The following is a 17,251-nucleotide window of genomic DNA, read 5'->3' on the forward strand; positions in this document are numbered from 1 at the left end:
CAAGTCAGGGGCGACCACGGCCCGGTACAGACCACTGTGGCGAGGGAGCTTGCTCCCTCGCCACAAAAGCCCTTATGCCGAGGCCTTGCGCTGCTGCGCCTGGGCGCAAATCACCCGGCGCCGTTCGTCGTCGGCCGAGCGCCATTCGCGAATGTCCTCGACGTGACGGAAACAGCCCAGGCAGACCTTCTGTTCATCCAGCCGGCACACGTTGGTGCACGGTGAAGGCACCGCCTGACTGACGTTGCTGTACAACGGCTTTGGCGGGCGGACGGGCGCGGCCTCGGTCACGGTGTTACAGACCTTCGAAATCGAGTTTGGCACCGGCCTGCTGACCGACGATGCGCTCAAGCATCTCGCCCAGTTGCTCTTCACTCTTGTCGCACATCCAGCGTTCGCTTTCTTCGTCGTAGTCGAAGTGGAAGCCACCGGACACCGCCGCCAGCCACAACTGACGCAACGGTTCCTGACGACTGAAGATCAGCTGGCTGCCGCTGTCGAACTTGACGGTGAGTACACCGGCCGAGCTTTCCAGATCGATATCCAGGCCACTCTCGTCGAAAATATCCTCCAGCATTTGCTGGGTGGCATCGACCAGATCGTGGAAACGGGCTTCAGTCAAACTCATTGCAGGAACCTCAAAAAGTGTCTACTTGCGCTCAAGCGCCGCAAGATACGGCCGAGCCCCGGTGATTGCAAAGGATACCGACCCGGCAGCTGGCAGGGTGACCCGATATCCGTGCACAACCATCGACATGATCGCACGCCATGGGCAAAGCCCCGCTGGACGGGAACCCCGTCACATAGGCAAGCTGACGGGTGGCCGGTATACTCCGGCGCAATTAACGCATTTTCAAGGATTTCGCCATGAAGCGCCTGATCTCTTCCCTTGCTGCGCTTGTCGCGGTTGCTTGCCTTGTCACTGCCTGTGGTCAAAAAGGCCCGCTGTTTCTTCCCGATGACAGCAAATCCCCCAATGACCAGGCGAAGTCGCAATCGCACAAACACGCTTAAGGGAACACCATGGACGCTTTTAACTACCGTGGCGGTGAGCTGTTCGCGGAAGGGGTTGCCCTGTCCGCCATCGCCGAGCGCTTCGGCACGCCGACCTATGTTTACTCCCGCGCCCACATCGAAGCCCAGTACCTGGCATACGCCGATGCCCTGGCCGGCACGCCGCACCTGGTGTGCTACGCGGTCAAGGCCAACTCCAACCTGGGCGTACTGAATGTCCTGGCGCGTTTGGGCGCCGGTTTCGACATCGTTTCCCGTGGCGAGCTGGAACGTGTTCTGGCCGCTGGCGGCCAGGCTGACAAGATCGTGTTCTCCGGTGTCGGCAAGACCCGTGACGACATGCGCCGGGCACTGGAAGTCGGCGTGCACTGCTTCAACGTCGAATCCACCGATGAACTCGAGCGCCTGCAAGTAGTTGCCGCCGAGCTGGGTGTTCGCGCACCGATTTCCCTGCGCGTGAACCCGGACGTCGATGCCGGCACCCATCCGTACATTTCTACCGGTCTTAAAGAAAACAAGTTCGGCATCGCCATTGCCGACGCTGAAGACGTGTACATCCGCGCCGCACAACTGCCGAACCTGGAAGTCGTGGGCGTGGATTGCCACATCGGCTCGCAACTGACCACCCTGCCTCCGTTCATCGATGCCCTCGACCGCCTGCTGGCGCTGATCGACCGCCTCGGCGATTGCGGCATTTACCTGCGCCACATCGACCTCGGTGGTGGCTTGGGCGTGCGTTATCGCGATGAAGAGCCGCCATTGGCGGCCGACTACATCAAAGCCGTGCGCGAGCGCATCGACGGCCGCGACCTGACGCTGGTGTTCGAACCGGGCCGCTTCATCGTCGCCAACGCCGGCGTGCTGCTGACCCAGGTCGAGTACCTCAAGCACACCGAACACAAAGACTTCGCCATCGTCGACGCCGCCATGAACGACCTGATCCGCCCGGCGCTGTATCAGGCCCTGGATGGACGTCACCGCCGTGCGCCCGCGTGAGACACAAGCTCGCGCCTACGACATCGTCGGGCCGATCTGCGAAACCGGTGATTTCCTCGCCAAGGATCGTCAACTGGCGCTGGAAGAAGGCGACTTGCTGGCCGTGCATTCGGCCGGCGCCTACGGGTTTGTCATGAGCTCCAACTACAACACGCGCGGCCGTACCGCCGAAGTGTTGGTGGACGGTGATCAAGCATTTGAAGTGCGTCGCCGCGAGACGGTAGCCGAGTTGTTTGCTGGCGAAAGCCTGCTGCCGGAGTAAAACCATGCTGCTGCGTTTTACCAAGATGCACGGCCTGGGCAATGACTTCATGGTCCTCGACCTGGTCAGCCAGCACGCGCACATCCTGCCCAAGCACGCAAAGCTTTGGGGCGACCGCCACACCGGTGTCGGCTTCGACCAGTTGCTGATCGTCGAGGCGCCGAGCAACCCGGACGTGGATTTCCGTTACCGGATCTTCAACTCCGACGGCTCCGAAGTCGAACAGTGCGGCAACGGTGCGCGCTGCTTTGCGCGCTTCGTGCTCGATAAACGCCTGACCACCAAACGGCAGATCCGCGTCGAAACCAAAAGCGGCGTGATCGAGCTGGATGTGCGCAATGACGGGCAGATCAGCGTCAACATGGGCGCGCCGCGCCTGGTGCCGGCCGACATTCCGTTCGTGGCCGACGAGCAAGCCTTGAGCTACCCGGTCGAGGTCGACGGCCAGACCGTCGAACTGGCGGCAGTATCCATGGGCAACCCGCACGCGGTGCTGCGCATCGATGACATCAACACCGCGCCGGTGCATGAGCTGGGGCCGAAAATCGAACACCATCCGCGCTTTCCGGCGCGGGTCAATGTCGGTTTTCTCCAGGTCATCGACCGAAGCCGTGCGCAGTTGCGCGTCTGGGAACGTGGCGCCGGGGAAACCCAGGCCTGCGGGACCGGTGCCTGCGCAGCGGCAGTGGCCGCGATCAGCCAGGGGTGGATGGATTCGCCGCTGTTGATCGACCTGCCTGGCGGGCGTCTGTCCATTGAATGGGCGGGCCCTGGCCAACCGGTGATGATGACCGGCCCGGCAATGCGCGTATACGAAGGACAAGTACGTCTTTGAGTGAGCAAAACCCATGACTGATCAGCCTCAGGTTCCAGCCCCACAGCCCGACGAACTCCTTGGTGAAAGCCTGGAGGCGGCGGCCGTTGCCGCGTACCTGGAGGCTCATCCGGATTTCTTTGTCGACCACGAAGACCTGCTCGCAACATTGCGCCTTCCGCATCAGCGCGGCGACACCGTGTCGCTGGTGGAGCGGCAGATGAAGATCCTGCGCGAACGCAACATCGAGATGCGTCATCGCCTCTCGCACCTGATGGACGTGGCACGGGACAACGACCGACTCTTCGACAAGACCCGCCGCCTGATTCTCGCGCTGATGGACGCCAGCAGCCTGGAAGACGTGGTCATCAGCGTCGAAGACAGCCTGCGCCAGGACTTCCAGGTGCCCTTCGTCAGCCTGATTTTGTTCAGTGACGAGGCCATGCCGGTCGGTCGCTGGGTCAGCAGCGCCGACGCGCACAAAGCCATCGGCGGCTTGCTGTCGGAAGGCAAAAGCGTCAGCGGCAGCCTGCGCGAACATGAGCTGGACTTTCTGTTTGGCGAAGAACAACGCCAACAGATCGGCTCCACCGCCGTGGTCACCCTCAGCCACCAGGGCTTGTACGGCGTGCTGGCCATCGCCAGCCGCGATCCGCAGCATTACAAAAGCTCGGTGGGCACGCTGTTCCTGAGTTACATCGCAGAAGTCATGGGCCGCGTGCTGCCACGGGTCAATACCTCGCTGCGCTCGGTACGCTGACCGTGGAACGGCACCTGGACGCCTACTGCGAGCACCTGCGCAGTGAGCGCCAAGTGTCGCCACACACCTTGCAAGCCTACCGCCGCGACCTGGACAAAGTGCTGGCGTGGTGCGAAAAACAGAACGTCGCCAGTTGGGCCGCACTGGACATCCAGCGCCTGCGCAGCCTGATCGCGCGCCTGCATGCCCAGGGCCAATCCTCGCGCAGCCTGGCGCGACTGCTGTCGGCGGTGCGCGGGCTCTATCACTACCTGAACCGCGAAGGCCTCTGCGACCACGACCCGGCCAATGGTCTGACACCGCCCAAGGGTGAACGTCGCCTGCCCAAAACCCTCGACACCGACCGCGCCCTGCAACTGCTCGACGGCGCCGTGGAGGACGACTTCCTGGCCCGTCGCGATCAAGCCATCCTGGAACTGTTCTATTCCTCCGGCCTGCGCCTTTCCGAGCTGACCGGGCTGAACCTTGACCAGCTCGACCTGGCCGACGGCCTCGTGCAGGTGCTCGGTAAAGGCAGCAAGACCCGCGTGCTGCCGATCGGCAAAAAGGCCCGCGAAGCCCTCGACCTGTGGCTACCGCTACGGGCCATGACCAACCCGGCGGACGACGCGGTGTTCGTCAGCCTGCAAGGGCGGCGCCTCGGGCCACGGGCGATTCAGGTGCGGGTCAAGGCAGCAGGCGAGCGTGAATTGGGGCAAAACCTGCACCCGCACATGCTCCGGCACTCCTTTGCCAGCCACTTGCTTGAGTCCTCCCAGGATCTGCGCGCGGTGCAGGAACTGCTCGGCCACGCAGACATCAAAACCACGCAGATCTACACCCACCTGGATTTCCAGCACCTGGCGACGGTCTACGACAACGCCCACCCACGGGCCAAACGCATCAAGGGCGGTGACCAATGACCCTCCAACTGATCACGTTCGACCTCGACGACACCCTGTGGGACACCGCACCGGTGATCGTCAGCGCCGAGGCCGTACTGCGCCAATGGTTGACCGAACACGCAGTGAACCTGGGTGGCGTGCCGGTAGAGCATTTGTGGGCGATTCGCGAACGGGTACTGGCCCACGAGCCGAGCCTCAAGCACCGCATCAGCGCACTGCGCCGACGGGTGTTGTTCCACGCACTGGAAGAGGCCGGTTACGACCACCAGCAGGCGTCCGACCTGGCCGAGCAGGGTTTTGAAGTGTTTTTGCAGGCACGGCACCAGCTCGACATTTTCCCCGAAGTGCAGCCAACCCTGGAGGTTCTCGCCAACCAGTACGCCTTGGGCGTAGTCACCAACGGCAACGCCGATGTGCGACGCCTGGGGCTGGCGGACTACTTCAAGTTCGCGCTGTGCGCCGAGGATATCGGCATCGCCAAACCCGATGCGCGGCTGTTTCATGAAGCATTGCGGCGCGGCGGTGCGAGCGCCGAAACCGCGGTGCATATCGGCGATCATCCCGGCGATGACATTGCCGGCGCCCAGCAGGCGGGGTTGCGAGCGATCTGGTTCAACCCGACGGGCAAGGACTGGGAAGCGGATCGGTTGCCGGATGCAGAAATCTGCAGCCTGACCGAGCTGCCGGCGCTGTTGGCGCGCTGGAACGCGGCTTAGGCCTGACCACAAACCTGTGGGAGTGGGTCGGGCGGCGTTCCGCTTGCTCGCGAATGCGGTGGTTAGCCAGCATCTATTTTGAATGTGCCGGCCTCTTCGCGAGCAAGCTCGCTCCCACATGGACCGCTCCAGGGCCAACCTTTTCTTCGCCCATGAAAAAGCCCGCAGCGACGGCGGGCTTTTTCAGCAAGCAAGTAACGGACGCTTAGATAGGCCGGCTGCCGTACTTGTTATCAGGCTTCTTGGGAGGATCGGCGACCACATTGGCCTCCACTTCCTGCACCTTGCCGCCTTTGGCCAGGAACTCTTCCATGGCTCGTGCCAGAGCATCGCGCTCCTTGTTCTTGGCTTCGACGCTCGGCAGCTCATCGACCGATACCGCAGCCTTGGCCTTGCCTTTGGCGGTCGGTGCCGGGGCATCGCCACCGTCGTCTTCAGCAACGTCTTCCGCTGCTGCTTCCAGACCTTCCTCGGCCTCGTCTTCGTCGCCTACTTCGAGGTCGTCGTTTTCCAGATCATCGTCGCTCATGTTGTACCTCATGACTTGCGAAAAGCAGATTAGTTATAGCCCAGCTTCGCCGTCTGTCGACGGCTGCCGGAAAAAATTCAACAACCACTGGTGACCAGCGGTTTATGCCCCTTCACCGTGCACGGTGGCGAGGACTTTACGAGCACCGCCTCGATCACGATGCTCGCCCAGATAAACACCTTGCCAACTGCCTAACGCCAGTCGGCCCGCCGTAATCGGCAAGCTCAACTGACAGCCCAGCAAACTGGCCTTGAAGTGCGCCGGGAGGTCGTCCAGGCCTTCGTCGTTATGCTCATAGCCAGCCGAACCTTGTGGGATCAGCCGATTGAAAAACCGTTCGAAGTCGCGACGTACCGCCGGATCGGCGTTCTCGTTGATGGTCAACGACGCCGAGGTATGCTGCAGCCACAAATGCAACAGACCGACCCGGCATGCCTTGAGTTCAGGCAGGCCGGCGAGTAACTCGTCCGTTACCAGATGAAAGCCCCGGGGCCGTGCCCGCAGGGTTATCAGAGTCTGTTGCCACATACAGTTCTCCGCACGTTCGGCGCGCATTCTAGCGCGCTCTGGGAAAAAACAAAGGGCCTAATATTCCTGCAATGGTGTAAGCCATTGACCCATGAAATGTGCCTGCCGCAAACACGCCATAAGGTGCGGGGAAAAACCTTTCAGTGGTTTCCTCAGTGACAAATCACAGGCGAAAAAATGCCCGGCGAACCGGGCATGATTTTTTATGCGAACTTACAGGTTGTAGCCGCGCTCGTTGTGTTGAGCCAGGTCCAGGCCCACCGCCTCTTCTTCTTCGGTAATGCGCAGGCCCATGACGGCATCCAGCACCTTGAGAATGATGAAGGTAACAATCGCGGTGTAGATCACCGTGAAGCCCACGCCTTTGCACTGAATCCAGACTTGCGCGGCGATGTCGGTCACGGTGCCGAAGCCTCCCAGTGCCGGGGCTGCGAACACACCCGTGAGGATGGCGCCGAGAATACCGCCGATACCGTGCACGCCGAAGGCGTCCAGCGAATCGTCATAACCCATTTTGCGTTTCAGGGTTGTGGCGCAGAAGAAGCACACCACGCCTGCGGCCAGACCAATCACCAGTGCACCCATCGGGCCCACGGTGCCGGCGGCCGGCGTGATCGCCACCAGACCGGCAACCACGCCCGACGCGATACCCAGTGCACTCGGTTTGCCGTGGGTCAGCCACTCGGCAAACATCCAGCCCAGGGCGGCGGCGGCGGTGGCGATCTGAGTCACCAGCATGGCCATGCCGGCAGTGCCGTTGGCGGCGGCGGCGGAACCGGCGTTGAAGCCGAACCAGCCGACCCACAGCATAGCAGCGCCCATCAGGGTGTAACCGAGGTTATGCGGGGCCATCGGCGTGGTCGGGAAGCCTTTGCGCTTGCCCAGTACCAGGCACGCTACGAGACCCGCAATACCGGCATTGATGTGCACCACGGTGCCGCCCGCGAAGTCGAGCACACCCCAGTCGCCCAACAGCGAACCCGGACCGCTCCAGACCATGTGCGCGATCGGCGCATAAACCAGGGTGAACCACACGCCCATGAACACCAGCATTGCGGAGAACTTCATCCGCTCGGCGAACGCACCGACGATCAGCGCCGGGGTGATGATCGCGAAGGTCATCTGGTAGGTGACGAATACCGCCTCGGGGAACAGCGCCGCAGGGCCGGTAATGCTGGCAGGCGTGATGCCGGCAAGGAACGCCTTGGCGAAGCCGCCGACAAAGGAATTGAGGTTGACGACGTTCGCTTCCATGCCCGTCGTGTCAAACGCCATGCTGTAGCCATAAAGGAACCACAGGATGGTGATCAGACCGGTAATGGCAAAACACTGCATCATCACCGAAAGAATGTTTTTGGACCGCACCATGCCGCCGTAGAACAACGCGAGGCCAGGAATGGTCATGAACAGCACAAGGGCAGTAGAGGTCAACATCCAGGCGGTATCGCCGGAATTGAGGACTGGAGGCGCCACCGGATCTGCCGCCATGGCCAGGCTGGGCATTACGATGGACAACAGGGCTCCTAGCCCTGCGAATTTACGCAGAGTCATATTGTTTTCTCCTGGGGCGTTGGGTTTGGCGGCTTAGATTGCGTCGGTATCGGTTTCGCCGGTACGGATGCGAATAGCCTGTTCCAGATTGACCACGAAGATCTTGCCGTCACCGATCTTGCCGGTGTTGGCCGCCTTGGTTATCGCCTCGATCACCCGATCAAGATCCTTGTCGTCAATGGCGACATCGATCTTCACCTTGGGCAGGAAATCGACCACGTATTCCGCGCCGCGATACAGCTCGGTGTGACCCTTCTGCCGGCCGAAGCCTTTGACTTCAGTAACGGTAATGCCCTGCACGCCGATCTCGGACAACGACTCGCGTACATCGTCCAGCTTGAACGGCTTGATGATGGCAGTGACTAGCTTCATGAAACTCTCTCCCGAATTGGTGGACTTGCCCCAGGAAAACAAACCCGACTCAAGTCTAAGCGCAGTGCCTGGCTTTGTAACGCGTCGTCGCCAACGCCCGCTAACCGTTCCTGACGAAACACTTCCCCTCCGTGCGCCGCACTGCATTTGTCACGGCGGCTGCATCAGTGCATGGGTCACCAGGGGCTAAGCAGAAAGCTTGCCATCTCGCGAAAAACCTCTGTTTTCAATCCCTTGGTCGCGGCCATCATCGCCATCATCCAAATGCTCTCGCCGATACGCACAACAACGGTGCGCCATCGCCGGACAACATGCGCGAAAAGCGTGCAACCGCCTCTGCGTCAATGACTATAGACACTGCGTGATACACTGCCGGCCATTGTTTCCAGGACATTTCCCATGCTCGCGCCCAAAGACCTCCTCGACGCCCTGAGCGGCCACGCCTCTCGCCTGTTCAGCGGCGAAACCCCGCTGCCACGCGCCGAAATCGAAAGCCAGTTCAAGGCCCTGCTGCAAAGCGGCTTCAGCAAACTCGACCTGGTGAGCCGCGAAGAGTTCGACAGCCAGATGGTCGTCCTGGCGCGCACGCGGGCACGCCTGGAAAGCCTTGAGGCGAAGGTCGCGGAGCTGGAAGCGAAACTGAATCCACCCGCCGCCGAGTGACCCTTTTTGTTGTGGGAGCAAGGCTCGCCCGCGATAACGTCGGAACGACTTTCAAGTCGTTCCATCCAGGCCACGCCCCACAACAGTTAATGCCCGTACACCGAACAATCGGTCCTCGCGAACTCCTGATCGCAACATCCTGCGCACATTTCGCAGTACGTCCTCGGCACTAAACCGCCGCCCCGCAACTACCCTTCAAAAACCGCAGGAAGCGGCTCTCGCCTCATCAAGGAATGATCATGTCTCTGGCCATCGTCCACAGCCGCGCCCAGGTTGGCGTGGAGGCGCCTGCCGTTACTGTCGAAGTGCATTTGGCCAATGGCTTGCCGGCGCTGACCCTCGTCGGGCTGCCCGAAACAGCGGTCAAGGAAAGCAAGGATCGGGTGCGCAGTGCGATTCTCAACTCGGGTTTCCAGTTCCCCGCACGGCGCATCACGCTGAATCTCGCACCCGCGGATTTGCCCAAGGACGGTGGGCGATTCGATTTGGCGATCGCGATGGGCCTGTTGGCAGCCAGCGTGCAAGTGCCGACCCTCGCGCTCGAAGACGTGGAGTTTCTGGGCGAGTTGGCGCTCTCCGGCGCGGTTCGACCGGTGCGGGGCGTGTTACCCGCCGCACTGGCGGCGCGCAAGGCCGGGCGTACGCTGGTGGTGCCTCGGGCCAATGCCGAAGAGGCCTGCCTGGCCTCGGGGCTGACGGTGATCGCGGTCGACCACCTGCTGGAAGTGGTCGCCCACTTCAACGGCCATACACCCCTTGCACCGTACGTGTCCAGCGGCTTGCTGCATACCAGCAAACCCTATCCCGACTTGAATGAAGTTCAGGGGCAGTTCACGGCCAAACGCGCCTTGCTGATCGCCGCGGCGGGGGCTCATAACCTGTTGTTCAGCGGCCCGCCGGGTACCGGCAAAACCCTGCTCGCCAGCCGCTTGCCGGGGCTGTTGCCGCCCCTGGCAGAACAGGAAGCGCTGGAGGTGGCGGCCATTTTGTCGGTGGCCAGCCATGTGCCGCTGAGCCACTGGCCGCAGCGACCGTTTCGCCAGCCGCACCATTCGGCCTCAGGCCCGGCGCTGGTCGGCGGCGGCTCAAAACCACAACCGGGGGAAATCACCCTCGCCCACCACGGTGTGCTGTTTCTGGATGAATTGCCGGAGTTCGACCGCAAAGTGCTGGAGGTGTTAAGAGAGCCGCTGGAGTCCGGCCAGATTGTGATCGCCCGGGCCCGCGACCGCGTGCGGTTCCCGGCGCGCTTTCAATTGGTCGCCGCGATGAACCCCTGCCCCTGTGGATATCTTGGTGAACCAAGTGGGCGCTGCCGCTGCACGCCAGATCAGATTCAGCGCTATCGCAACAAACTCTCAGGCCCGCTGCTGGACCGCATCGACCTGCACCTGACCGTCGCCCGTGAAGCCACGGCCCTGAACCCGGCACCACAACCCGGCGATGACACCGCCAGCGCGGCGATCATCGTGGCCAAGGCGCGAGACCGGCAACAGCAACGCCAGGGTTGCGCCAATGCCTTCCTCGACCTGCCCGGCCTGCGTCGCCACTGCACGTTATCCACAACCGACGAAAACTGGCTGGAGACGGCATGCGAGCGGCTGAGCTTGTCGCTGCGCGCCGCCCATCGCCTGCTCAAAGTCGCGCGCACGCTGGCAGACCTTGAACAGGTGGAGGGGATCAGTCGAGAGCATCTGGCGGAAGCGTTGCAGTACCGGCCGACAAGCGCATGAACTCATCACTCGGGTCTATTCCCAGCAGCAACCCCGCCACTTCCATCACCTCACCCAGCGCCACCGCTGCCGCTTCGGCAGACGGTTGCAACAACAGGTCATCGGCGTAGCCCATGGCCTGGGCGAACAGTTGTCGTGCCGTGCGTTCGGATGACGCGCAGCGAAACACCCCCGCGACCACGCCACGTTCAATAAGGCCACCCAGCATGCCCTGCCACTGGCTGTTGACGACCAGATACGCCGCCGCCAACTCCGCGTCATGCATCGCCTCATCCCAGGCATCCAGCCACAATGCCCAGCCATCGTCGGCCGAAGCAGGCAGGCAATCGGTCAAAAACCCCAGCAGCGCCTCACGTGGCGCAGCGTCGGCGATCGAGGCACGGGCCTCTTCAAGCTGTTCGTTGGCAAACCGCACAAAGGCTTCACGGCGCAGTTCTTTCCAGTCGCTGAAGTAGTGATAAACGTGGCTGCGGGACAACCCGGCGTGTTCGGCCAGGTCACGGGTGGAAACATCGGCGAAACCCTTGCTGCGAAACAACTCCAGGGCGGCGGCGATGATCTGGTCTTTGCGGTCGGTACGCGACATGGACAAATTACCTCTCAGCGCCCACAGATGGATGGCGCTTGCATTTTGAGCGATCGCTCAAGGATACTTGAGCAGTCGCTCAATAGTAGCGTTAATCGTCCATTCGGTGCACTCATGTCAGCCGTTACCCCGCAAATCCTGATCGATGAAAGCCAGAAAATCGGTCAGCAATCCGCCAGCCAGACCCTCAAGGCCATTGCCAAAGCCTATCCCGGCAAACTGTTTTTCACCCTCTCGCTGGTGGCGCTGGAGAACGCGCTGCTGCTGGCCTACCCCCTGTTTGCCGGGTTTGCGGTGGACTCGATCATTCGCGGCGATGCCACCAGCGCGCTGTTTTACGCCGTGGTGGTGCTGGCGTTCTGGGTCGTTGGGGCCGCACGGCGAGCGGTGGATACCCGGACCTTCACGCGGATTTACGCCGACCTCGCGGTGCCGGTGATCCTCAATCAGCGTCTGCAAAACCAGAGCACCTCCACGGCTGCCGCGCGGGTGGTGCTGGCCCGTGAGTTTGTGGACTTCTTCGAGAAACACGTGCCGACCATCGCCACCGCGCTGGTCTCGATTGTCGGTGCGGCGGTGATGCTGTTGGTGATCGAACCGTGGATCGGCCTCGCCTGCCTCGGCGCATTGCTGCTGTGCATCACCTTGTTGCCACGCTTCGCCCGACGCAATCAGGAACTGCACGAGCGCCTGAATGATCGGCTGGAGAAAGAGATCGGTCTGGTGGAAAAAGTCGGCCCCGAGACCTTGCAGCGGCACTACCGCGTGCTGTCGCGGTTGCGCATCGGGTTGTCGGACCGTGAGGCGACGGCGTATCTGTTTGTTGGTTCGGTGGCGGCGATTTTGTTTGTGATCGCCATCAGCCAATTGGCGCTGTCGCCAGCGGTGAAGGCCGGTCATGTGTACGCGGTGATGACGTACTTGTGGACATTCGTCAGCAGCCTCGATGAGGCGCCATCGATGGTGGATCAACTGGCGCGGCTGCGGGATATCGGCAAGCGGGTTGATCCGGGGCTCAGTGATCGATCAGCCGAATGAGATCTGTGGCGAGGGCGCTTGCTCCCTCGCCACAATAAATCTGCGACTCAGCGAAACCGGTCAACCTCTTGGCGCAGCTCTGCCGCCAGGCTTTCCAGCTCTTTGGCGGTGATCGCCAGGTTCGACACCACTTCACGTTGCTCGCTGTTGGCCAGGGCAATGCTTTGCAGGTTGCTGCTGAGCAGGGTCGCGGTGCTGCTTTGCTCTTGCGTGGCGGTGGTGATCGCGGCGAACTGCTGGCCGGCCGAGCGGCTTTGCTCGTCGATCTGCGCCAGTGCCGACGCCACGTTGGCGTTACGTGACAGGCCTTCCTGCATCAACAGGTTGCCCTGCTCCATGGTGCTGATGGCATTGCCGGTTTCCTGCTGAATGCTGCTGATCATCACGGAAATTTCGTCGGTCGCCTCACGAGTGCGCGATGCCAAATTGCGCACTTCGTCTGCCACCACCGCAAAACCGCGACCCTGTTCACCGGCCCGGGCGGCTTCAATTGCGGCGTTCAGCGCCAGTAAATTGGTCTGGTCGGCAATCGCGGTGATCACTCCGACAATCCCGCCGATTTCCTGGGAGCGCTGACCCAAGGTGTTGATCACACTCGCGGTGCTGTTGAGGGCGCCGGCGATTTGCTCGAGAGACGACGACGCCTCTTCCATCGACGTGCGACCGATCCGCGTTTGCTGGGCGTTTTCCTGAGCCAGACGCTCGGTGTTGCCCATGTTGTCGGCAATGTTCAGCGACGTGGCGCTGAACTCTTCCACGGCACCGGCCATGCTGGTGATTTCGCCGGACTGCTGCTCCATGCCGTCATAGGCACCGCCCGACAGACCGGACAATGCCTGCGCACGGCTGTTGACCTCTTCCGAGGCCTTGCGGATGTGCTCGACCATGGTCGACAGTGCCTGGCTCATCTGGTTGAAACTGCGGGCCAGTTGACCGATTTCGTCATGGCTCGACACGTTCAGGCGCACGCTCAAATCCCCGGCACCCAGCGCCTCGGCCTGCCGTACCAGATCACCGAGTGGCTGCAACTTGCTGCGCAACAGCCAGACTGCCGCGCCAACCGCCAGCAACATCGCCAACAGGCTGCCAATGGCCAGTTGAATCCCGACGCTCCAGGTCACGGCGCGAATTTCGGTTTTTGGCATGCTCGCCACCACCGACCACGGTCCGCCCTCGAAAGGCACGGCCACGCTGTAGAAGTCTTCGGACTTGTCGCTCCAGAACGCGCCTTTGCCCGGTTTTTTGGCCAGGCCGACGAGGGTCGGGATCGCTTGATCCAGCGCCTGCACACCGGCCGGTGGCACCAGCCATTTGTTTTGCTCATCGAGCAGCGCCAGCGAACCGGTCTGACCGATGCGGAAACGTTTGAGGTTGTCGAACTGGGCGTTCTGCGCGTCGGTGTAGTCAAAACCGACGAACAACACCGCAATCACCTTACCGCTGCTGTCGCGTACGGGGGTGTACTGAGTCATGTAGGAACGTTCGAACAACAACGCCCGACCGACATAGCTCTGGCCCTCCATCAGGCGCTGATAGGCCGGGTGCGCGTGGTCGAGCAACGTGCCGATGGCGCGGGTGCCGTCCTGCTTGGTCAAGGAGGTGCTGACCCGAATGAAGTCCTCGCCGCTGCGCACGAACAACGTGGCGACCCCGGCGGTCATTTGCTTGAACTCATCGACCTTGTCGAAGTTGTTGTTCAGTACTTCACTGCCCAGGTGCAGGCCCGGCGCCTGCACGCCCGCCACGTTCACGGGTTGATCGGGGTGCACGCTCAAGCCGCTGCTGAAGCGTTTTTCAAACAGCCCGCTCAAGCGCTGGGTGTTCTCGCGCAAGGTGCCATGAAAGGTATTCAACTGATCGGCCAGCAGGCGCGCTTCACTGGCCAGGTGCTCTTCGCGGGTGTCGAGGTTGGCGGAGTCCAGTGAGCGCAGGGCAAAAACAGTGCTGCCGCTGATCACGACCGCCAGTATCACGGCGAGGGCTAAACCAAGCTGCGAGGCGATCCGGGCACGGGGTTGAGGCATGACGGCTCCTGGCCGAGTGACCGGATCGTCCTGATCGCGTCGCGCACTCAGCAAAATTTCTAATAGTCGGGGGCGTTGAACCATCCTGAACGGAGGTTCCACTTTCAAGGATTCGGCGCGATGCCTGAATACTTGAGCATTTCACAAGGATATCGCCCGAGGCCGCCATCGCGGCGGCTTCATCGATTCAGCTCAAGTGCTGAACGTCCGGCAACTCCATGGCCTGGACCTCGCTCTGGAGGAAGTCACCGAGCCTGCGCAAACGTTCGCCACCGGGGCGGGTTTTCGGCCAGACCAGGTAATAGCTCAAGCCGCTGGCAACCGCTGTCGGCCACGGCAGGCTCAAGCGGCCCTGCGCCACATCTTCGGCCACCATCAGCAGGTCGCCCATCGACACACCATAACCCCGCGCGGCGGCAATCATCCCCAGTTCCAGGGTGTCGAACACCTGCCCGCCCTTGAGCGACACCTGTTCCGATAAGCCCATGCGTTCCAGCCAACTGCGCCAATCACGGCGATCCGGGGTCGGGTGCAACAGTTCGGTGCTGGCCAGCCGCGTCACATCCCATGGCTGGTCGTTCAGCAGATTGGGTGCACCCACCGGGATCAACTCCTCGGGGAACAGGTAGCTGGCCTCCCAGTCCGGCGCAAAGCTGCCGTTGCTCAACAGCACGGCGCAGTCGAAAGGCTCGTGGTTGAAGTCCACCGAGTCGACATCCATCCAGGCGCTGGTGAGTTGCACCTCGTTACCCGGCTGCAAATGCCGGAAGCGACTGAGCCGCGCCAGCAGCCAGCGCATGGTCAGGGTCGACGGGGCTTTCATGCGCAAGATGTCATCTTCGGCGCGCAAGGTATTGCAGGCACGCTCCAGTGCGCCGAAGCCTTCGCGCACGCCGGGCAGGAGCAACCGTGCCGCATCGGTGAGCTGAAGATTGCGCCCGCTGCGCTGAAACAGCCGACAGGCAAAATGCTCTTCGAGTGTACGAATATGCCGACTGACCGCACTTTGGGTAATCGACAGTTCTTCGGCGGCGCGCGTAAACGAACTGTGCCGCGCAGCGGCTTCGAAGGCACGCAGGGCGTACAAAGGAGGAAGGCGACGAGACATACGGAAATCTCCTATAGCGCAATGCCAACAACGTATCAGAAACTTCCAAGCATGAGTTTTAGTCATGCAACCAATCTTTTTTATCCCTTTGTGCAATCCCGGCAGAGCGCCGAGAATCGCCCCTTCCCCGTCCCTGTGAAAAAACGAGTGTGATGATCATGCAGCATCCAGCGCGTACCGAACTCTGGGCCATCCTGCGGCTGGCCGGGCCGCTGATCGCCTCGCAGTTGGCGCACATGCTGATGGTGCTCACTGACACCTTGATGATGGCCAAACTCAGCCCGGAGGCGCTGGCCGGTGGCGGTCTTGGCGCCGCGACTTACTCGTTCGTGTCGATTTTTTGCATCGGTGTGATCGCGGCGGTCGGCACGCTGGTGGCGATCCGTCAGGGTGCCGGCGACATCGAAGGCGCCGCCCGCCTGACGCAAGCAGGGCTGTGGCTGGCGTGGCTGATGGCGCTGGTGGCCGGCCTGTTGCTGTGGAACCTCAAACCGGTGTTGCTGCTGTTCGGCCAAACCGAAACCAACGTGCAGGCGGCCGGCCAGTTCCTGCTGATTCTGCCGTTCGCCCTGCCCGGCTACCTGAGTTTCATGGCCCTGCGCGGCTTTACCAGCGCCATCGGCCGGGCGACTCCGGTGATGGTCATCAGCCTTGTCGGGACCGTGGCCAACTTCCTGCTCAACTATGCGCTGATCACCGGCATGTTCGGCCTGCCAAAAATGGGCCTGGTGGGGATTGGCCTGGTCACGGCCATCGTCGCCAACTGCATGGCGCTGGGCCTGGCCTGGCACATTCGCCGGCACCCGGCCTACGACGCCTATCCACTGCGCAAAGGCCTGTCGCGGCCCAACCGCCAGTACCTGCGGGAGTTGTGGCGCCTGGGCCTGCCGATTGGCGGCACCTATGCGGTGGAAGTCGGGTTGTTCGCCTTTGCCGCGCTGTGCATGGGCACCATGGGCAGCACGCAATTAGCGGCGCACCAGATCGCCCTGCAAATCGTCTCGGTGGCGTTCATGATTCCGGCCGGGCTTTCCTATGCGATCACCATGCGCATCGGCCAGCATTACGGCGCCGGGCAACTGCTCGATGCACGGCTGGCCGGGCGTGTGGGGATTGCCTTTGGTGGCGCGGCGATGCTCGGGTTCGCGATGGTCTTCTGGCTTCTACCCAACCAACTGGTGGGGCTGTTCCTGGACCACAATGATCCGGCGTTCCGCGAGGTCATTGAGTTGGCCGTGAGCCTGCTGATGGTCGCGGCGTGGTTCGAGTTTTTCGACGGCACCCAGACTATCGCCATGGGTTGCATTCGCGGGCTGAAAGACGCGAAGACCACGTTCCTGGTCGGCCTCGGTTGCTACTGGCTGATCGGCGCACCCGCCGCGTGGTGGATGGCCTTCCACCTCAACTGGGGACCGACCGGCGTCTGGTGGGGCCTGGCCCTGGGGCTGGCGTGTGCGGCGGTGAGCCTGACACTGGCGTTTGAGTGGAAGGTGAAGCGGATGATCAAGCGTGAGCCGACGGCGCAAGCCGGTTTTCAGATGACCCAGCCTGATTGATGAACCTGTGGGAGCGAGCCTTGTGTGGCGAGGGAGCTTGCTCCCGCTCGGCTGCGAAGCAGTCGCAAAAATTCTGGGGCAGCTCCGCGACCCAACGGGAGCAAGCTCCCTCGCCAC

At 62.0% G+C, this 17,251-nt stretch carries 18 protein-coding genes and 1 pseudogene; 10 read left to right on the forward strand and 9 right to left on the reverse strand.

Annotated elements, in window-relative coordinates; all coding sequences use genetic code 11:
* Window positions 1-72 precede the first annotated feature (72 nt).
* Both AABM54_RS25575 and cyaY read right to left on the reverse strand, forming a co-directional pair.
* Entirely contained in the window at window positions 73-291 is a 219-nt protein-coding gene (locus AABM54_RS25575) for a DUF1289 domain-containing protein (protein WP_347902672.1), read from the reverse strand.
* Between the two features lie 4 nt (window positions 292-295).
* The gene (gene cyaY, locus AABM54_RS25580; RefSeq protein WP_347902673.1) at window positions 296-628 is read right to left on the reverse strand and encodes an iron donor protein CyaY; all 333 of its coding nucleotides are present in this window, start codon (window positions 626-628) and stop codon (window positions 296-298) included.
* 239 nt (window positions 629-867) lie between these two features.
* Here cyaY and AABM54_RS25585 point away from each other — a divergent pair, with 239 nt between their 5' ends.
* The 6 genes and pseudogenes from AABM54_RS25585 (at window position 868) to AABM54_RS25610 (ending at window position 5,446) form a co-directional block, all read left to right on the forward strand.
* Window positions 868-1,014: a lipoprotein gene (locus AABM54_RS25585; RefSeq protein WP_347902674.1), complete on the forward strand. Its 147-nt coding sequence runs from the start codon at window positions 868-870 to the stop codon at window positions 1,012-1,014.
* A gap of 9 nt (window positions 1,015-1,023) precedes the next feature.
* A pseudogene (gene lysA, locus AABM54_RS25590) lies at window positions 1,024-2,272 on the forward strand (diaminopimelate decarboxylase).
* Between the two features lie 4 nt (window positions 2,273-2,276).
* Entirely contained in the window at window positions 2,277-3,107 is an 831-nt protein-coding gene (dapF, locus tag AABM54_RS25595; RefSeq protein WP_347902675.1) for a diaminopimelate epimerase, read from the forward strand.
* A 13-nt stretch (window positions 3,108-3,120) separates the two neighbouring features.
* The gene (locus AABM54_RS25600) at window positions 3,121-3,846 is read left to right on the forward strand and encodes a DUF484 family protein (protein WP_347902676.1); all 726 of its coding nucleotides are present in this window, start codon (window positions 3,121-3,123) and stop codon (window positions 3,844-3,846) included.
* 2 nt (window positions 3,847-3,848) lie between these two features.
* On the forward strand, window positions 3,849-4,748 hold the full coding sequence (xerC, locus tag AABM54_RS25605; RefSeq protein WP_347902677.1) for a tyrosine recombinase XerC: 900 nt from the start codon (window positions 3,849-3,851) through the stop codon (window positions 4,746-4,748).
* On the forward strand, window positions 4,745-5,446 hold the full coding sequence (locus AABM54_RS25610; RefSeq protein WP_347902678.1) for an HAD-IA family hydrolase: 702 nt from the start codon (window positions 4,745-4,747) through the stop codon (window positions 5,444-5,446). Before xerC ends, AABM54_RS25610 begins: the two co-directional genes overlap by 4 nt.
* A 205-nt stretch (window positions 5,447-5,651) precedes the next feature.
* Here the strand turns inward: AABM54_RS25610 and sutA are convergent, their stop codons facing one another.
* The 4 genes from sutA to glnK all read right to left on the reverse strand — a co-directional run bounded on the left by sutA (window position 5,652) and on the right by glnK (window position 8,426).
* A complete protein-coding gene (gene sutA / locus AABM54_RS25615; protein ID WP_347902679.1) occupies window positions 5,652-5,975 on the reverse strand; it encodes a transcriptional regulator SutA in 324 nt (107 codons plus the stop codon).
* A 102-nt stretch (window positions 5,976-6,077) separates the two neighbouring features.
* Window positions 6,078-6,503: a secondary thiamine-phosphate synthase enzyme YjbQ gene (locus AABM54_RS25620; RefSeq protein WP_347902680.1), complete on the reverse strand. Its 426-nt coding sequence runs from the start codon at window positions 6,501-6,503 to the stop codon at window positions 6,078-6,080.
* 213 nt (window positions 6,504-6,716) lie between these two features.
* A complete protein-coding gene (locus AABM54_RS25625; protein ID WP_347902681.1) occupies window positions 6,717-8,054 on the reverse strand; it encodes an ammonium transporter in 1,338 nt (445 codons plus the stop codon).
* Between the two features lie 33 nt (window positions 8,055-8,087).
* Window positions 8,088-8,426 carry a P-II family nitrogen regulator gene (glnK, locus tag AABM54_RS25630; protein WP_002555808.1) on the reverse strand — a complete coding sequence of 113 codons (339 nt, stop codon included), beginning with the start codon at window positions 8,424-8,426 and terminating at the stop codon, window positions 8,088-8,090.
* Between the two features lie 399 nt (window positions 8,427-8,825).
* Between glnK and AABM54_RS25635 the strand changes: the two genes are divergently transcribed.
* Together AABM54_RS25635 and AABM54_RS25640 are read left to right on the forward strand one after the other, a co-directional pair.
* On the forward strand, window positions 8,826-9,089 hold the full coding sequence (locus AABM54_RS25635; RefSeq protein ID WP_347902682.1) for an accessory factor UbiK family protein: 264 nt from the start codon (window positions 8,826-8,828) through the stop codon (window positions 9,087-9,089).
* Window positions 9,090-9,328: 239 nt separating this feature from the next.
* On the forward strand, window positions 9,329-10,822 hold the full coding sequence (locus tag AABM54_RS25640; protein WP_347902683.1) for a YifB family Mg chelatase-like AAA ATPase: 1,494 nt from the start codon (window positions 9,329-9,331) through the stop codon (window positions 10,820-10,822).
* Here the strand turns inward: AABM54_RS25640 and AABM54_RS25645 are convergent.
* Window positions 10,770-11,408 carry a TetR family transcriptional regulator gene (locus AABM54_RS25645; protein WP_347902684.1) on the reverse strand — a complete coding sequence of 213 codons (639 nt, stop codon included), beginning with the start codon at window positions 11,406-11,408 and terminating at the stop codon, window positions 10,770-10,772. The genes AABM54_RS25640 and AABM54_RS25645 overlap by 53 nt on opposite strands.
* A 114-nt stretch (window positions 11,409-11,522) precedes the next feature.
* On the opposite strand from AABM54_RS25645, the gene AABM54_RS25650 reads away from it, so the two are divergent.
* Window positions 11,523-12,446, forward strand: a complete 924-nt coding sequence (locus AABM54_RS25650) for an ABC transporter six-transmembrane domain-containing protein (RefSeq protein WP_347902685.1) — start codon at window positions 11,523-11,525, stop codon at window positions 12,444-12,446.
* 47 nt (window positions 12,447-12,493) lie between these two features.
* Here AABM54_RS25650 and AABM54_RS25655 read toward each other — a convergent pair whose 3' ends face one another.
* Both AABM54_RS25655 and AABM54_RS25660 read right to left on the reverse strand, forming a co-directional pair.
* Window positions 12,494-14,470 carry a methyl-accepting chemotaxis protein gene (locus AABM54_RS25655; protein WP_347902686.1) on the reverse strand — a complete coding sequence of 659 codons (1,977 nt, stop codon included), beginning with the start codon at window positions 14,468-14,470 and terminating at the stop codon, window positions 12,494-12,496.
* 187 nt (window positions 14,471-14,657) lie between these two features.
* On the reverse strand, window positions 14,658-15,578 hold the full coding sequence (locus AABM54_RS25660; protein WP_347902687.1) for a LysR substrate-binding domain-containing protein: 921 nt from the start codon (window positions 15,576-15,578) through the stop codon (window positions 14,658-14,660).
* A gap of 158 nt (window positions 15,579-15,736) precedes the next feature.
* On the opposite strand from AABM54_RS25660, the gene AABM54_RS25665 reads away from it, so the two are divergent.
* Window positions 15,737-17,134 carry a NorM family multidrug efflux MATE transporter gene (locus AABM54_RS25665; protein ID WP_347902688.1) on the forward strand — a complete coding sequence of 466 codons (1,398 nt, stop codon included), beginning with the start codon at window positions 15,737-15,739 and terminating at the stop codon, window positions 17,132-17,134.
* Window positions 17,135-17,251 lie beyond the last annotated feature (117 nt).

Origin of the sequence: Pseudomonas purpurea (assembly GCF_039908635.1) — a bacterium.
Taxonomy (GTDB): Bacteria; Pseudomonadota; Gammaproteobacteria; order Pseudomonadales; family Pseudomonadaceae; genus Aquipseudomonas; species Aquipseudomonas purpurea.

Excerpts from the sequence above, each read along its gene's own strand:
- AABM54_RS25610 (WP_347902678.1), top strand. The coding sequence starts at position 4,745 with ATGACCCTCCAACTGATCACGTTCGACCTCGACGACACCCTGTGGGAC.
- glnK (WP_002555808.1), bottom strand. The coding sequence starts at position 8,426 with ATGAAGCTAGTCACTGCCATCATCAAGCCGTTCAAGCTGGACGATGTA.
- cyaY (WP_347902673.1), bottom strand. The coding sequence starts at position 628 with ATGAGTTTGACTGAAGCCCGTTTCCACGATCTGGTCGATGCCACCCAG.
- AABM54_RS25620 (WP_347902680.1), bottom strand. The coding sequence starts at position 6,503 with ATGTGGCAACAGACTCTGATAACCCTGCGGGCACGGCCCCGGGGCTTT.
- AABM54_RS25645 (WP_347902684.1), bottom strand. The coding sequence starts at position 11,408 with ATGTCGCGTACCGACCGCAAAGACCAGATCATCGCCGCCGCCCTGGAG.
- AABM54_RS25640 (WP_347902683.1), top strand. The coding sequence starts at position 9,329 with ATGTCTCTGGCCATCGTCCACAGCCGCGCCCAGGTTGGCGTGGAGGCG.
- AABM54_RS25650 (WP_347902685.1), top strand. The coding sequence starts at position 11,523 with ATGTCAGCCGTTACCCCGCAAATCCTGATCGATGAAAGCCAGAAAATC.
- AABM54_RS25635 (WP_347902682.1), top strand. The coding sequence starts at position 8,826 with ATGCTCGCGCCCAAAGACCTCCTCGACGCCCTGAGCGGCCACGCCTCT.
- AABM54_RS25625 (WP_347902681.1), bottom strand. The coding sequence starts at position 8,054 with ATGACTCTGCGTAAATTCGCAGGGCTAGGAGCCCTGTTGTCCATCGTA.
- AABM54_RS25600 (WP_347902676.1), top strand. The coding sequence starts at position 3,121 with ATGACTGATCAGCCTCAGGTTCCAGCCCCACAGCCCGACGAACTCCTT.
- dapF (WP_347902675.1), top strand. The coding sequence starts at position 2,277 with ATGCTGCTGCGTTTTACCAAGATGCACGGCCTGGGCAATGACTTCATG.
- sutA (WP_347902679.1), bottom strand. The coding sequence starts at position 5,975 with ATGAGCGACGATGATCTGGAAAACGACGACCTCGAAGTAGGCGACGAA.
- AABM54_RS25655 (WP_347902686.1), bottom strand. The coding sequence starts at position 14,470 with ATGCCTCAACCCCGTGCCCGGATCGCCTCGCAGCTTGGTTTAGCCCTC.
- AABM54_RS25665 (WP_347902688.1), top strand. The coding sequence starts at position 15,737 with ATGCAGCATCCAGCGCGTACCGAACTCTGGGCCATCCTGCGGCTGGCC.
- AABM54_RS25660 (WP_347902687.1), bottom strand. The coding sequence starts at position 15,578 with ATGTCTCGTCGCCTTCCTCCTTTGTACGCCCTGCGTGCCTTCGAAGCC.
- AABM54_RS25585 (WP_347902674.1), top strand. The coding sequence starts at position 868 with ATGAAGCGCCTGATCTCTTCCCTTGCTGCGCTTGTCGCGGTTGCTTGC.